Origin of the sequence: Dyadobacter sp. SG02, assembly GCF_900109045.1 — a bacterium.
Lineage (GTDB): Bacteria > Bacteroidota > Bacteroidia > Cytophagales > Spirosomataceae > Dyadobacter.
Genome location: NZ_FNYL01000007.1, coordinates 276,929 through 292,627 on the forward strand (window position 1 = coordinate 276,929; position 15,699 = coordinate 292,627).

The 15,699-nt window shown below is 50.9% G+C and carries 13 protein-coding genes; 4 read left to right on the plus strand and 9 right to left on the minus strand.

The window, feature by feature from the left end; all coding sequences use genetic code 11:
• From BMW93_RS18480 to BMW93_RS18505, 6 genes are all read right to left on the minus strand, one after another.
• A complete protein-coding gene (locus BMW93_RS18480; protein ID WP_090379508.1) occupies positions 1 to 1,212 on the minus strand; it encodes an aspartate aminotransferase family protein in 1,212 nt (403 codons plus the stop codon).
• Between the two features lies 1 nt (position 1,213).
• Complete coding sequence (locus BMW93_RS18485) at positions 1,214 to 2,407, minus strand: hypothetical protein (protein ID WP_090379510.1); 1,194 nt, start codon at positions 2,405 to 2,407, stop codon at positions 1,214 to 1,216.
• Positions 2,400 to 3,242: a type 1 glutamine amidotransferase gene (locus BMW93_RS18490; protein ID WP_090379513.1), complete on the minus strand. Its 843-nt coding sequence runs from the start codon at positions 3,240 to 3,242 to the stop codon at positions 2,400 to 2,402. Before BMW93_RS18490 ends, BMW93_RS18485 begins: the two co-directional genes overlap by 8 nt.
• A 122-nt stretch (positions 3,243 to 3,364) precedes the next feature.
• On the minus strand, positions 3,365 to 4,465 hold the full coding sequence (locus BMW93_RS18495) for a carboxylate-amine ligase (protein ID WP_090379516.1): 1,101 nt from the start codon (positions 4,463 to 4,465) through the stop codon (positions 3,365 to 3,367).
• Between the two features lie 28 nt (positions 4,466 to 4,493).
• Positions 4,494 to 5,801: a RimK family alpha-L-glutamate ligase gene (locus BMW93_RS18500; RefSeq protein ID WP_090379519.1), complete on the minus strand. Its 1,308-nt coding sequence runs from the start codon at positions 5,799 to 5,801 to the stop codon at positions 4,494 to 4,496.
• A gap of 26 nt (positions 5,802 to 5,827) precedes the next feature.
• A complete protein-coding gene (locus tag BMW93_RS18505) occupies positions 5,828 to 6,541 on the minus strand; it encodes an esterase family protein (RefSeq protein ID WP_090379522.1) in 714 nt (237 codons plus the stop codon).
• A gap of 133 nt (positions 6,542 to 6,674) precedes the next feature.
• Here BMW93_RS18505 and BMW93_RS18510 point away from each other — a divergent pair, with 133 nt between their 5' ends.
• Positions 6,675 to 7,463 carry an esterase family protein gene (locus BMW93_RS18510; RefSeq protein WP_090379525.1) on the plus strand — a complete coding sequence of 263 codons (789 nt, stop codon included), beginning with the start codon at positions 6,675 to 6,677 and terminating at the stop codon, positions 7,461 to 7,463.
• Here BMW93_RS18510 and BMW93_RS18515 read toward each other — a convergent pair.
• Positions 7,460 to 8,485: an acyl-CoA reductase gene (locus tag BMW93_RS18515; protein WP_090379528.1), complete on the minus strand. Its 1,026-nt coding sequence runs from the start codon at positions 8,483 to 8,485 to the stop codon at positions 7,460 to 7,462. The two genes, BMW93_RS18510 and BMW93_RS18515, sit on opposite strands and share 4 nt — an antisense overlap.
• Before the next feature lie 129 nt (positions 8,486 to 8,614).
• On the opposite strand from BMW93_RS18515, the gene BMW93_RS18520 reads away from it, so the two are divergent.
• The 3 genes from BMW93_RS18520 (at position 8,615) to BMW93_RS18530 (ending at position 11,893) form a co-directional block, all read left to right on the plus strand.
• A complete protein-coding gene (locus tag BMW93_RS18520; protein ID WP_083769031.1) occupies positions 8,615 to 8,962 on the plus strand; it encodes a 4Fe-4S binding protein in 348 nt (115 codons plus the stop codon).
• 346 nt (positions 8,963 to 9,308) lie between these two features.
• Positions 9,309 to 10,508: a porin gene (locus BMW93_RS18525; RefSeq protein ID WP_090379532.1), complete on the plus strand. Its 1,200-nt coding sequence runs from the start codon at positions 9,309 to 9,311 to the stop codon at positions 10,506 to 10,508.
• Positions 10,509 to 10,573: 65 nt separating this feature from the next.
• Positions 10,574 to 11,893, plus strand: coding sequence for an ammonium transporter (locus BMW93_RS18530; protein WP_090379535.1), 1,320 nt, complete (start codon positions 10,574 to 10,576; stop codon positions 11,891 to 11,893).
• Positions 11,894 to 12,497: 604 nt separating this feature from the next.
• On the opposite strand, the gene mtaB is transcribed toward BMW93_RS18530, so the two are convergent.
• Together mtaB and BMW93_RS18540 are read right to left on the minus strand one after the other, a co-directional pair.
• A complete protein-coding gene (gene mtaB, locus BMW93_RS18535; protein WP_090379538.1) occupies positions 12,498 to 13,826 on the minus strand; it encodes a tRNA (N(6)-L-threonylcarbamoyladenosine(37)-C(2))-methylthiotransferase MtaB in 1,329 nt (442 codons plus the stop codon).
• A gap of 36 nt (positions 13,827 to 13,862) precedes the next feature.
• Entirely contained in the window at positions 13,863 to 15,698 is a 1,836-nt protein-coding gene (locus BMW93_RS18540; protein ID WP_090379541.1) for an LTA synthase family protein, read from the minus strand.
• Position 15,699: the final 1 nt, after the last annotated feature.

Consider the following 15,699-nt stretch of genomic DNA (forward strand, 5'->3'; position numbering starts at 1 on the left):
TCAAGAATTCAGGACTTTGATAATGGTTGCGCAGGCTTCGCGGATTTGCGCTTCTGTGATAGTCAGCGGCGGCGCGATGCGCATGGAATTGTCACAAAACAGGAACCAGTCGGTCACAACGCCCTGCTCGATGCATTGATCGATGGTCGCTTTCAGTTGATCGAAAGAGGCCATTTCTGCCGCAAGCATAAGGCCTTTTCCCCGTATTTCCTTGATTTCCGGGTGAATTAACAGTGATTTAAACAGTTCGCCCTTGGCAATGGACGCTTCCGCCAGCTGCTCGTCGATCGTTACCCGCAAGGCAGCCAGCGATGCCGCACAACTCACAGGATGCCCGCCAAATGTAGTGATATGGCCCAGTATAGGGTTGGTTTTCAGTACTTTCATGATCTGCTGTGATGCCATGAAAGCACCGATCGGCATACCGCCGCCCATACTCTTGGCGCTGAGCAGAATGTCAGGGTAAATACCGTATTGTTCAAATGCCCAGAAACTTCCGGTTCGCCCAAAGCCCGTTTGTATTTCATCCAAAATGAGCAACGTGCCGGTTTCGGTGCATCTTCGGCGCAGTGCAACGAGGTAGCCGGCATCAGGCACGCGTACCCCCGATTCTCCGCCGATTACTTCGATGACGACGGCGGCGGTTTGGTCTGTAATTTTCTCTAAATCAGGTAAATGACCATGTTGAATATGCTTCACACCCGGCAATAGCGGGCGAAAATTTCTTTTGAAAAACTCCGCCCCGGCCAGACTTAATGCACCTTGGGTAGCTCCGTGGTAGGCATTGTAGCAGGAAATGAATTCGCGCCGCCTGGTAAAACGTTTCGCCAGTTTCATCGCGCCCTCCACCGCTTCGGTACCTGAGTTGGTGAAATACACATTATCGATCAGGCCAAAAGGTGACGGGTCCGGGGCTTCGACATGCAGCGTATCGGTCAGTGCCTTAGCGAGTTGTACCTGCGCGCCTTGTACGTACTCCCCGTACACGAGCAAATGCATGTGCTTATCGAGCTGTGCGTGAATGGCTTCGAGGACTTTCGGGTGCCGATGCCCGACGTTGCTGACGCCGATACCGGAAATCAGGTCCATATACGACTTGCCGTCCGGACCGTACATATAAACGCCCTCGGCCTTTTCAATTTCAAGGGCAAGCGGGAAATCGGAAGTTTGCGCCAGATGGTCGAAAAAGTGCTGGCGATGTGAGATATGCATTCTAATGTTCAAAAAAACTGGCACTGCCGCCCACCCAGGTGAAATCCTTGTTGTACCGGACGCCGATCATTTCGCCCCGACTTAACCGGCTGAGACTGATCAGCAGTTCGGGCTTTTCGGCATCGTCGGGCCAGCCGTACATCATGCGGATTTCGCATTTCACGAGGCCGTCGGGCGCCTGGATCACGGGCTCGTAGGCGACTTTTCGCTGCAATATATAATTTTCCGGGTCGGCAATGGCGTCCAGATCCGCTTTTGTGAGGTGTAATTGCACGCCCGAACCGGCAAATGAGAACAGGGGCTTCAAAACATAATTTTGAAGGTCATTGGGGAAATCGCCTTGGTACTCGCTCAGAAAGCGTGTCTCCGGCACAAATTCTCCATTCAAAAACGGCATGGCAAACTTGCTGATCCTGAAAAACCAGTTGGGGTGACCGACCCATTGCACATCGACGTCGTCGGTGAAATGGTAGCTGGTTTGGAGGTCGGGATAGTTGAACAGGTCGTCGAAAATGAGCCGGTTGTAAATGCGTTTGACCTGGATTTTCCTGCCTTCTTTTTCATAAAACAGCTGCCTGCCTTCGCGGATCAGTTTGGTATAACAAACCGCCTTGATGCCCAGCATTTGCTCGGTTACGGCGAAATCAATGCGTGTTTTCTGCTTTTCAGGATAAATTTCAAGTAAAATCACATTTTCCGGTTGTTCCTCGCCGAGGATCAGCGCTTTTAGTTTGGATACATATTCATCATAAGTATCCGACCCAAAGAGGTATTTGAAATTTTCATTTATGTCAAAATGCTTCCTGAAAGTCTCGGATAGGAATGCCTGGTACCCGAAAATCGATGGAAAGCCCTGTAATTCAATGAGCTGTGGAACGAGCTCGCCTGCCTCGTTACGGCAAATCGCGAAATCGATAGCCAGAAAAGAAGTATGCGCGTTCTCCCCGGGTACGTATTGGTTCGATGGTACGGCACGGTCGGTTTTGGCGCGAAAATCGGGTGAAACCAATGTACGGATGATTTCGTCGGAAGCCTGCCTGATTTTCTCCGTCAGGTTCTTAGGTATAAAAACAGGCGTTTCCGCAACCCTGAAATCCAGTTGACCGGGAAACGCCGCGCTGAGTGATCCGACGAATTCCTCGTATCCTTTCTCCGTGAAGGAGTTGTTGAACGCTTCCCGGGCTTGCTTATGCATAGGCTGGCTGGAACGTTTTGTTGAACGCGTTTTTCAGAAATGCAGGGATAACGATCGTCTCCGTCATCGAAATCTTTTCGGGATCGTTCAAATGCTCGATCATGTCGTTGTATTTCTGCTCGCCGTGCGCTTTGATAATCGCTATTTTTTTGTCTTCATTTAAGAAGTAGCGTAGCATACCTTCCGCATCGGCTTCGGGGTGAAACTGTGTGCCGACGATCTCGTTGGAAAAGCGAATTGCCATCACGGCGCGTTCGAGTGGCACGTGCGGACGGACTTTTTCCAGACAAAGCAGCCTGGCGCCCAAAGCATCGAATGCGGCCCGGTTCGGCTGGGTAACCTGAAAATCGCGTGAATCGACGATCCAGAACGGGTCGCTCAATGCATTCAGCAGCGGATCTTTGCGGCCATTCGACGTCTTATGCACCGGAAACGTTCCAAACGAAGTTTTCCGCCGCTTGCTCACCGCCGCCAGTTCCCAGTGAATACAGGCCATTTGAAAAGAATGACAGATCAGGAACAAATGCTTTTTGACGCGGTTCTGCCGCTTCGCATTGTAAGCCAGTATTTTATCCAAAAACCCGAAGAATTTCTTTTCCCAGGCTTCGCCCACCGGTGCCGGATTTCCCGGACCTCCCGTAGAAATGTATGCGTCGAAGTCCATTCCCGGCACTTCGCGTTTTTGTCTTACATCAAAAACCGTGAATTCAACGGGCACGCTCTGCTGCTCTCCGAATGCGGCGATGATCTTTTTGATACATCGCATTCCCTCGTTGGGGTGGCCGTTGTACATGTCCAGGATCGCGATCCGGAAATGCTTTTCATGAGTGGTCATTTTAGTAGGTAGCCGGTTCGTGTCAGTAAAATCGGCTGTTAAGTGATAGAATCGGGTAACCTATTTGAAACAAATGTGTTCCTGATTAGTTCGGGTTTTTGGTTAAAAGTTTGTTTTAATTCTTAGCAAATCCCGATTTTGGTTTCTGAAACAATATAATCTACAACCGCATTCAAACTGCCCGTTTCTTCGAAAACAGCCAGCTGACGGTCAGCGCCGGTGCCCATTTCGAGGATCTGGTGAATGTATTCGATCTCCTTGCGGCTGCCGAGTTCGTCGAGCACGTCGTCGATGAATTCGAGCAACTCGTGGATCAGGGTTTTGTACTCCACTTCCTGCTGCTTGCCGAAGTCGATGAGCTTGCTGCTGATGCCGTACCGCGCCGCGCGCCATTTGTTTTCATTGATGAGCATCCGGCGGTAGGGGCGGAAACTCAGGTTCTGGCTGTGCAGCTTGTGGATCTTGGCTACGAGCGCCTGCATGATCGCGGCGAGGCATATGGTCTCGTCCGTGCGCATGGGCACGTCGCACATGCGGAACTCGATGGTGTTGAAAAACGGGTGCACGCGGATGTCCCACCAGATTTTCTTGCCATTATCGATGCAATTGGTCTTGACCAGTAATGCCACATACTCATCGTATTCGGCTGCGCTGGAAAAGAAATCCGGAATGCCGGTCCGTGGGAATTTGTCGAAAACCTTGGAGCGGTACGATTTGAAACCGGTATTACGCCCGCACCAGAACGGCGAGTTGGTCGACAGCGCATAAATGTGCGGCAGGAAATACCTTACCGCATTCATGATCTGAATCCCCTCGTTGCGGCTCTCGATGCCCACGTGCACGTGCAACCCGAAAATGAGGTTGCCCCGCGCCACGTCGCGCATTTCGTCGATGATCTCATCGTAGCGCGGGTCGGGTGTGATCAGCTGGTCCACCCAGTCGGCGAAGGGGTGTGTACCGGCGGCCGCGACTTGGAGGTCCTGCTTTTCGGCCAGGTCCAGGATCATTTTGCGCAGGTAGGTCACTTCCTCCCGCGCTTCCTGGATATTATGGCAGATATTCGTGCCTACTTCCACCACCGCCTGATGCATTTCCGCCTTCACGCGCTCCTTCAAGGTTATTTTCCCATCTTCAACCAGCTTTGACATATGCGACCGCAGGTTTCGGGTAACCGGGTCGATGGTTTGAAATTCTTCTTCAATTCCCAGGGTGAATGTTGCCATAATGCAAAAGCGGCTGAATTTTAGTTCGTCAGGATTTCTTCAATTTGGAGTTTTTGGCGGGGGCTTTGGTCGCCGCCGCTTTGGTAGTGGGTACCTTTGGTTCTGCCGGCTCCGCTACGGGAATCGGCTCGGTTGCGATCGCACCGAGGGATTTGGCCGGTTTTTTCGGGGTTACGGCTTTGACTTTTACCTCCGTAGCAGAAGGAGTGGCTTCTTTTGCAGGTTTGGCGGGTGCAGCCTTTGTTGCTTTCGCCGGAGCGGCAGTTTTTGCAGGGGCTTTCTCCGTTGCCTTGGTTGGTTTTGCCGGAGATTTCGGTTTCACCGGCTCCGTTGGTTTGACCGGGGCCGGAGTTTCGGCTACTGCCGCGACAGCAGCTGCCGGAACACCATTCACCGCCTGGTTAATAAATGTTCCCCATGTGAGGTTAATCTGCTCCGGAACCTGCGCTTTGGCTCTTTCTATGGCCATATTGGCCGCGGCTTCCACCACCCATTCAAAATTATCGCGGCCTACCGAGTAAATATCGGCATCCGGCGCGGGGTTACAGAAATCGATCGCATAAGGTATGCCATCGCGCACCGCGAATTCCACCGTATTGAAGTCGTAACCTAATGCGATGTTCAGTTTTAATGTGTAATCCTTAATGGTTTCGAGCAGTTTTTCACGCTCTTCGCCCTGGGCTTTCAAATCGGCGGCGTAGCGCAAATGGTGCGGGTTACGTGGCTCGTAAGGCATTACCAACACGTCTTTCTGGCCGATGCAGTAGCAGCGCACGTAGTCGTCGAACACAATTTCTTCCTGCAACATCATCACCAGCTGGCCTGTTTCTTCGTGTTTAATCCACATATCCTGCGGGTTTACAACGCGGTAAACGCTTTTCCAGCCGCCGCCGTCGTGCGGTTTCATGTACGCCGGGAATCCTACATATTGAAATATGTCCTCCCAGGCCATCGGGAAGGCCAGATTGCGGAACGAAGTTTCGCTTGTATTGTCGGGGCGTTGTTTGGAAGGTAATAGCACTGTTTTCGGCACGGGAATGCCCAATTTCTCTGCCAATGCATTGTTGAAGAACTTCTCGTCGGCGCTCCACCAGAACGGGTTGTTGATCACCGCCGTACCCGTCAGCGCTGCATTCTTCAAAAACGCCCTGTAAAACGGCACGTCCTGCGAAATGCGATCGATGATCACTGCGTATTCGTTCGGGGCGGCTTGTATCACTTTATCGATGGTTACGGCCTCTGCGACAATGCCGTCCTCACCCTTACTGTTGACTCTCTCGATAAACGCGTTTGGGAAGGTGTTTTCCATTCCAAACAGGATTCCAATCTTTTTCATATTCAGGTTTTGAGTTGTGTTTTTGATTATTGCAAAACAATGCGCGACAGGTAATCGGGAAACATTTTGTTCCAAAGCGGCCAGTCGTGCTTTTCCTGGCCACGGATGTCGAGCCAGTGGTCAATGCCATTTTTGCTAAGAATGCCCGACAGCCTGAGGTTGCTATCCAGGCAAATGTCCCACTCCGAGGTACCGAGTACGATTTTCATGTGGCCAAAACGCCAGCCTTGCTCGTTCGGCATGAAGTCGACCGGGTTATTGAAATACACCGTATCATCATAAAAGCCGTCCAGGAACCCGCGGATATCGAATGCGCCGCTCATGCTTACGAGGTAAGCCACCTGTTCGGGATGGCGGAAGGCGAAGTTAGCGGCATGGAAGCCGCCAAAACTGCAACCGGCAACGCCTATCTTGCCTACATTACATTCATTCCTTATATAAGGTACGAGCTCGTTTTTCAGGAACTTGTCATATTGAATATGGTTCGCGACGCGGTATTCGGGGTTGAGGTGCTTTCCATACCAGGAGTCGGCGTCGATCGTGTCTACGCAGTATATTTTGTATTTGCCGGATTCCACCAGCCATCGTACCGATTCGATCAGCCCCATATCCTTGGCCTGGTAGTACCGGCCCAGGGTTGTCGGGAAAAGCAGGATAGGGTAGCCCCAATTGCCGAAAACAAGCATCTCTACGTCCTTGCCGAGATGATGAGAGTAGTATTTAATGTGCTTCTCTTCCAAACAAAGACGGTTTATAGTTGATAAATGAAATATACAAAACAAATCATAGGAAGCAAATTATTAACTTTCGGGTTTTACTTCCATCCGTAGCAGTCCCAATGCAGTGAATCCAGCCCATTCTTCTCCAAAAATAATGCCCGTAAATACCACGCTGTCATCCGTTTTTTTAGGTCGGGAGGTGACGGTGACGATCGTGGCTCCCCTCGATTTTGATACTGGCAACACTTACCCGCTGTTGCTATTCAATGACGGGCAGGATTTCGAAACTTTGCGAATGGCGGAGACCGTGGCTGCATTGCAGGCTGCCGGAAAAATGGTCCCGTGCGTAGTCGCGGGCATACACGCGGGCGGCGCACGTATCTACGAGTACGGGACCGCGCACCAGCCCGATTACGCGGGACGAGGCGACAAAGCAGGCCTTACCACCTCTTTTGTCCTCGAAGAATTGATCCCGTGGCTAGTGCAGCATTATCATACGGTTGCCAAGGGCATTACCTATGCCGGCTGCTCGTTAGGTGGGTTAATGGCGCTGGACGCGGTATGGAATCATCCGGAGGTATTTTCAAATGCAGGTGTTTTCTCAGGCTCGCTTTGGTGGAGGGAAAAGGCGCTGGACGAAGGTTATGCCGAAAGCGACCGCATTATGCACCGGCAAATCCGGGATGCCGAACGGAGAGCTTCGCTGAATTTCTGGTTTCAATGCGGAACCTGGGACGAGTACGACGACCGTGACGGCGACGGCGTGATCGATTCCATCCAAGATACGCTCGAATGCATTGCCGAGCTGGAACGGAAAGGGTATGCCTGGGGGCGGGATATTCGATATGTGGAAATGAAAGAAGGGATGCACAATCCCGAAACGTGGGCAAAAGTCCTTCCTGATTTCCTCGTGTGGGCATCAGGAAGGGCAGGGAAGGTCTAATCTATATTGCTTAAAAATGCCATGGTGTCGATACCGTCGGCGTAATCGGAAAGACCAGGCGCCTGCGCGCCGCCGAATGGCAACGCGTCGGCAATGTGCAATTCCGGCCTCGCCACCACGCATTGAATCTGTTCTTCCGATTCCCGCAATAATGCTTTCAACTCTTCGACCGAATCATATGGCTGGTAATGCAGCACGCTGATAGGCGAAACCAATGCTTCGCTCTCGGTTGCCAACAAAAAGCCGTTATCCGAATGGGCAATGCGGTTTACGAGGTAAATGGATTTGTTGTATTCGTAGTTATTGAAATACTTGTGGTGGTTAATGTAGTCGTCCGCCATTTCTTCGATTGCCTGGTAAAACCCGGTAAAATCATATCCCGACGGAACGAAAACTTTGGAGACATTGCGACAGCCGAGCCCGAAATATTGCAGAATGTCGGTGGCTAATGCCCTAAGTTCTTCCCGTGTTTCATGGCCCGTAAGCGCTGCAACCGAAGTGCGGTTCTTACGTATGATGTTAGGCTTTTTGGCAAAATAATAGTGAAAATAGCGGGCGGTATTGTTGCTTCCCGTGGCGATGTAGGCGTCGGAATCGTTCAGCCGCTCTACAAACTGGATGTATTCACCGAATTCCGGCTCGATTTCGATCAGTTGATTGAGCAGGGAGCGGATCAGCAGCGGGTCGTCGGAGCTGGGTTTGGCGAGCAATATATGTCCGCTTATGAGTACGCAAAGAGCGTCGTGAAAGCCCACCGCCGGGATGTTTCCGGCCATTACCACGCCTATTTTGAGCGATTGGGTGGGTTCGGGGTAACTTTCTGCCCAGGTTTTGAGTTTATCCTCATTCAAATACTGTTCGGCAATCGCATTCAGTGACAACCTCACATTAGGGGGTGTAAACCAGTTGTTCCGGCTCTTGGCGCCCGCAACCCATTCCGAGATCGTTTCCTCGTTTGCCGCGTCGCCGATGAACTGGCCCAGACGGATGAATGCATTTATTCTCCGAATTCTTGATATCATTCTACTCTGACTCTAAAAAGTTAAATGGCAGGTGCCGTTTTTATTTTTCTGATTGTTGGGAAACTATAAATAGTTATATTTGTTACCCAATACAGAAGAATAGCAACAAATATAAACAATCCGGCGACTATGGCTATAATGATAACCGATGAATGCATAAATTGTGGGGCGTGTGAGCCAGAATGCCCGAATACTGCAATTTATGAGGGAGGTGTAGAATGGACTTGGGGAGATGGAACGAGTTTAGATGAAGTGGACTTCGGTGATGGCACCATCGTAAGCGGCAAAGAAAAGCAGTCCCCTGTTTCAGACGAATTTTACTATATAGTTACCGATAAATGTACCGAGTGCGTTGGTTTCCACGAAGAACCCCAGTGTGCTGCGGTTTGCCCGGTAGACTGCTGCGTACCTGATCCCGACAACGAGGAAGAAGAAGAAACTTTGCTTGCCAAAAAAGCATGGATGCACGGTGAATAGACCCTGCTGAATATTAAAAATGCGAAGCCTGCTACACAGCAGGCTTTTTTTGTGCCCTTTCGGTTCTGGAAATGGCATTATAATAATAAAATTTCTTAATAATTGCAATCGGTTGCTTTGGAGAAAATTCTGTTTTGTTGTTCATATGCAGAATATTCAATTTTTGATAAAAAAAGCATTTTTAGTGTTTTTGTGTTTCAAAAACGATAAAAAACATGATAAAAATCAGAAAATTGGATTTTTTGATATAAAAAATGGCTAGATTATTTGATAAATATAATTTAAGTACAATATTTGATCCAGTAATACAGCCGGAGAGTAATATTAACTTAAACAGAATATAATTATGAAAAAAGTCTATTGCACAGTATTATCTTTGATGGTTCCTTTTTTGGGTTTTGCAAAGGCGGAAGATGATAAGAAGGCGGTAAAAGCCGATACTGCGGTGGTAACAGAGGCCAAGGACGAGGAGGAAGCCAAAGGAGCGTTCGCTTTCTCGGGTTATCTGGATTCCTATTACATGGCTAATTTCAACAAACCCGCATCCCGCTCCAATATGGGTGCCTCCAACGCAAGGGTGTTCGATCAGAAATCGGGACAGTTCTCGCTCGGTCTTGTCCAGGCGAAAGTGGCTTACACTAATGCAAAGTCGGAAGCGGTCGTTGACCTTACTTTCGGTCCGAACGCAAACTTGGGTAACTACGGTAACGCACTGTTCAACACGGCGTTGGCAATCAAGCAAGCATACTTTACATACAAGTTTACCGACAAGTTCTCGATGACAGCGGGACAGTTCGGTACACATATCGGGTACGAAGTGATCGACGCACCGGCCAACTTCAACTACTCGCTCTCTAACCTGTTCAACAACGGGCCATTCTACCACGCCGGTTTGAAAGCGACCTACGCATTCTCCGACAAAGCGTCGTTGATGGTGGGTGTCGTGAACAATGTGGATGGACTGGGTGATAACAACCGTGCAAAAGGAATTATCAGCCAGTTGTACTTCAAGCCGGTGAACAACTGGAACGTGTACCTGAACTACATCGGAAGCAACGAGGCCAATACCGATTCACTCGGCAAACAGCCGGATGGTTTCTACCAGGTATTCGACCTTACCACCAGCTTCCAGGTTACTGAAAAATTCCTCTTGGGTCTGAACGCCGCGTACGGATCGCAAAAGGGTGATTACCAAGGAGCAGGTGGTCCGGTTGATACCGAATCATGGGGTGGTTTCGCGGTGTATGCCAACACAGCGATCACCGACAACTTCGGAATCGGTGCGCGTTACGAATATTTCAATAACGACAACGGTGTAAGAGGTTTGCTCACAGCCGCGAAAACAGGTACCAAAGTAAATTCGGTTACATTGACCGGTAACATCAGCCTGGCCGACGGACACATTCTCGTAAAACCGGAGTTCCGCCTGGATGCATATCCTAAACTGAGCGGATCGGGCGAAGCGCAGCAGTTCGAAGATTCAGACGGCGCCTGGACCAAAAACAGCCAGACTACATTCGGATTGGCATTCATTTACAAATTCTAAGAGAGACACACCGCATTTCACACGAATACCTTCTTAATCTAATACAATAACAATAATTTACAACAATGGAAAAACGTAACTTTATCCCACTGATTATCCTCCTGGTAATCAGCATCCTCGGTGCCTTCATTCCCAATGTTCCGACACAGATTGTGACGGAAGGCATCAACTCCGGCGATACTGCATGGATGCTGGTGTCATCCGCGCTGGTATTGCTTATGACTCCCGGTCTGGCATACTTCTACGGAGGAATGGTCAACACCAAAAACGTCATTTCCACGATGCTCCAGAGCTTTATCGCGATGGGCGTAATCAGTGTGGTATGGGTTGTTTTCGGTTTCAGTCTCGCATTCGGTGAGGATATTGGCGGCTTCGTCGGTAACCCCACTACGCACTTCATGTTCAAAGGTGTATTGGACGGTCCGATCTGGGGAACCATTCCTTTCGCATTGTTTGCGATGTTCCAGTTGAAGTTCGCGGTGATCACTCCTGCGCTTGTAACCGGTTCCATGGCTGAGCGTATCAACTTCCGCTCTTACGTTCTTTTCATTATCCTGTTCTGTGTTTTCATCTACTCGCCACTGGCTCACATGACCTGGCATGCAGATGGAATCCTTTTCAAAATGGGTGTGCTTGACTTCGCTGGTGGTACTGTGGTTCACATGTCGGCCGGTTGGGCTGCATTCGCTGGTGCTTTGTACCTGAAACGTCGCAAGTCGCTCCTCGAAGACCACGTGCTTCCTCCTGCAAACATTCCGTTCGTATTGTTGGGAACAGGTTTGCTTTGGTTCGGATGGTTCGGTTTCAACGCCGGTTCTGCCCTGACAGCTTCTCCATTGGCGGTTTCAGCTTTCGCTACTACCAACACCGCCGCTGGTGCTGCTGGTTTGGCCTGGGTACTTTTTGATGCTGCAAGAGGCAAAAAAGTTTCTGCACTCGGTTTCTGTATCGGTGCCGTAGTTGGTCTCGTTGCGATCACACCTGCTGCCGGTTTCGTAACAGTTCCCGCATCACTTTTCATCGGTACCATCGCTGCGATCACTTCTAACTACATCGCTCACCTGCGTACACGTTCGACATTGGATGACACACTCGATGTATTCCCTTGCCATGGTGTAGGTGGTATGGTAGGTATGCTGATGACCGGTATTTTCGCAACCAGCGGCGTTAACTCACTGGTAGTAGACCAAGGTCTGGCATTCGGCGAAACCAAGCTGTTCATCAACCACGTGATCGCACTGGTAGGCGTATCGGTATTCGCATTCGCAGGTTCATTACTGCTCCTGAAAATCACCGACCTGATCCTGCCACTCCGCGTATCTGAGCAAGATGAGAAAGTAGGTCTGGACGTGAGCCAGCACGATGAGTTCCTTGTAGAGGCTTAATCTAAACTAACTGAATAAATACGAAAGCCCGGCAAATTTGCCGGGCTTTTTTGCTGTTGTGCTTTGGCTGAAGCCGGATGGATTGGCTGTCGCGCTGCCCCCAGGCTGCCGCGCTGTCCCCAGGCTGAAGCCTGGGGCTGTGGCTCTCGCGATGGGAGATTGTTGCCGGAGGATTGCCCTCGCGCTGTCCCCAGGCTGAAGCCCGGGGTTGGAGGCTCGCTATCTGAGGGTGCTGCCGGAGGATTGGCTTCCGCGCTGTCCCGAGGCTGAAGCCTGGGGTTGGAGGCTCGCTATCCGAGGGTGCTACCGGATGGATTGGCTTCCGTGCTGTCCCCAGGCTGAAGCCTGGGGTTGGGGATGTCTCTATCGGGGGTAGCCAGATGAGATGGATTGACTCTCGCACTGCCTCCGGGCCGAGGCCTGGGTTTGAGGTCTCGCTGTCAGATGACGCCGCCGGATGGATTGGCTCCCGCTACCCCCAGGTTGAAACCCAGGGTTGGGACTGCCTCGCGGTTGGCTGGGGTACTCCTCAACCCCAGGCTTAAGCCTGGGGTTCGGCGACTGTCCGGAGATGGGGCTTCAGCCCAAGCCGATCGCGCGGAGACTAGTGAGTCAGGATCTCTTCGTGGAGTTCGGTGATCTCCATCAAGCCTTCGGCGTTGATGTGGTCGTAGCGCACTTCTTTCGTTTCGTTAATCAGCAGCGGATCGTATTTTACGGCCACACGCACGTAGTTGCCGGTAAAGCCGAGCATTTGCCCGTTTTGTACCTCATCTTCAAAAAGGACTTTGCCTTCCTTGCCGATCTGGCTTTCGTAGAAAAACCTTTTCTTCTTGTCCGAGAGAATATGCAGCATTTTGGAACGCTCGGCCCGTTCCGCTTTTGGAACAACCGGGCGAATGGCTAATGCGGTCGTATTTTCCCTCTCCGAATACGTAAACACGTGCAAGTAGGATACTTCCAGCTCATTCAGGAAGTGATAAGTCTCTTCAAAAAGCTCCTTCGTTTCGCCGGCGTGTCCCACGATCACGTCCACGCCAATGCAGCAATCCGGCATCAGCGATTTGATTTTGGCTACGCGCTCGGCGTAGAGCTCCCGTTTGTAGCGGCGCTTCATTAAGCCGAGCACCTTGTTCGAACCCGATTGTAGTGGAATATGGAAATGCGGGGCAAAGCGTTTGGATTGCGCTACAAATTCGATGATCTCGTCCGTGAGCAGGTTGGGCTCAATAGAAGAAATGCGGAAACGCTCGATGCCTTCCACTTCGTCCAATGCTGTGATCAGGTCGAGGAAAGTTTCTTCGCGGACACCGTTGCGCAGGCCGAAATCACCAATGTTGACGCCGGTCAGTACGATTTCCTTCACATCGCGCGCGGCGATGTCGCGGGCTGCCTTTATGATGTTGTCGATACTATCCGACCGGCTCTTTCCGCGTGCGAGCGGGATCGTGCAATATGCACACGGATAGTCGCACCCGTCCTGCACTTTCAGGAACGTACGCGTGCGGTCGTTGAGCGAGTAGGAGGTATGGTATTCGACTGCATTGTCGATCGTCGAAGCTATCACTTGTGCGGGCTGGCCGGAGGGCGCTTTTTCGAATGTATCGATCAGTTCCACGAGCCGGAATTTCTCCGCCGCACCCAAAACAGCGTCTACGCCTGGTATTTCAGAGATTTCCTTCGGTTTCAGCTGCGCATAGCAACCGATGATCGCCACATAGCCGTCCGCATTGATCTTCTGGGCCTCTCGCACGATCTTGCGGCATTTCTTGTCCGCATTCTCGGTGACCGAGCAGGTGTTGATGATAAATATGTCCGGGTTTTCGTTGAACTCCACTTTGGTATAACCCTTATCCTCGAACATGCGTCCGATCGAAGAGCTTTCCGAGTAATTCAGCTTGCACCCTAATGTATAGAAAGCGACTTTTTTCATTGTTTTTAAATATCCTGCAAAATTACACCTTTATTATCAACGCTTTAAATAATCCCCAAAAGAAGATTGCAGGTAAGCCTTGCCGAGGGCTTCTTCTTGCGGCGGTAAAGCGCCGTTTTTCTCGGTGATATTGCCTCCGATGTTGTCCCGTACGAGGAATCCGTCAGGACGCATCCAGCCGAGGCCGTTATTGAACGCGAAATAGGCAAAATCGTGGCGGCCCTTTCTGAAAATGTCGTTACTCCACGCAAAAGTTCCGGAAGGAAGGTGCATTTGGTTCAGAATCGTGGCGGCGAGGTCGGTTTGCGACGCGAGGATGTCCACACGAGCGGGTGCGGCCGTGAGCGCCCCTCCGAGCCAGAGCATGGGAATGTGGAACTCCGAAGGCTTGTCTTTCCGCGTTTCCGGCATGGGATGGCCGTGGTCGGCGATGATGACTACGAGCGTATTTTTCCACCAGGGTCTGGTTTTGGCTTTGCGTAGGAATGCGCCTAGTGATTCATCAGTATAATGTAATGCGTTCAAAAACAAATGCTCCGGGTCGTTTCCCTGGATTACCGTTTTGGTAGGTACTTCGAATGGCTCGTGGCTGCTCAACGTGAACATAGTCGAGAAAAACGGCTGCTTTTCCTTGTCCAGATCATCCAGTAGCCGTTTGAAAACCACATGGTCATGTGCGCCCCATTTGGAATTCATATCCTTCGAATCGAAATCGTTGATATCGACAATGCGGTCGAAGCCCTGTTGGAGGAAATAGGACTTCATATTGGCAAACTCGGTTTCACCGCCGTAATAGAAGGAGGTTTGCCAGCCCCGTTCTTTGTAAATGGTCGGTAGGGAAGGTAAGGAGGCAGTTTTTTTGGGTATTTTAATGATGGAGGTGGTTGGCTGGGCGGGGTAACCGCTCAAAATGGCCACCATTCCCTTGTCGCTGCGGTTGCCACTTGCATATATATTGGTAAAGAGCAGCCCTTCTTTTGAAATCTGGTCGAACTGGGGGGTAATGCCTTTCAAACCACCCAGTGACCCGACGGCCTTGGCAGTAAAACTTTCCCAGATGATCACCAGAACATTCTTTTTGCCAACCGTATCGATCACCTGCTCGGTTGCCCCATTGGCCTGGTACAGATTCGTGATCGTCTTTCCGGCTTCGCCGTCTTCGGCATATTTAAACGGGTTTTCATTGGAATACCCCTCGCTGATCACCGACCGCATATAATTCCACGGCACGTTGACGGCCGTGTAGTTCGCAAAGCTCTTGTCGCTGAAAAACACCGCGCTCTCATTCATAGGCGCCAGCTGGAAGCCGCCGCGAATAGGAATGATAAGGCTACCCGCGATGACGAGGAATGCCGGTATGGTGTACCAAAGCGGGGATCGCCGGAACGAGCCCGTAATGCGCCGTATAATGGTCTGCAAAATACGGTTAACGAGAAAAATCAATCCAATTAACAACAATACCAGCTGCCATACCGGCGCCGCACCCATCGAGGCGAATGCTTCGGCGGGGGTTTCCAGGTAATGCAGCGAGGTGGCATCGATGCGGAAACCCCAGGCGCGGAACAGTTCGAGGTCTGTGACCGTCAGAAGCGTGATGATGGTTACGATAACGGTCGTGTAAACCGACAAAGTCTTCCGGTACCAGTCCCAGCGCTGGCCGGTGAACATCATTAATAATGTCGGGATCGCCAGAATATAGGACGCAAAGGAAATATCCATCGGCAGCCCGTGGCCCGCGCTCGCAACCCACAGCGAAGAGGGGAGTTCGAGCGCTTTTTTATAATGATATGCCAGGAAAATGAGCCGGAAAAACTGGAAGATGACGACCCAGGCCAGCCCGTACAAGGCAATAAATTCAAGTCTTTTACGCATT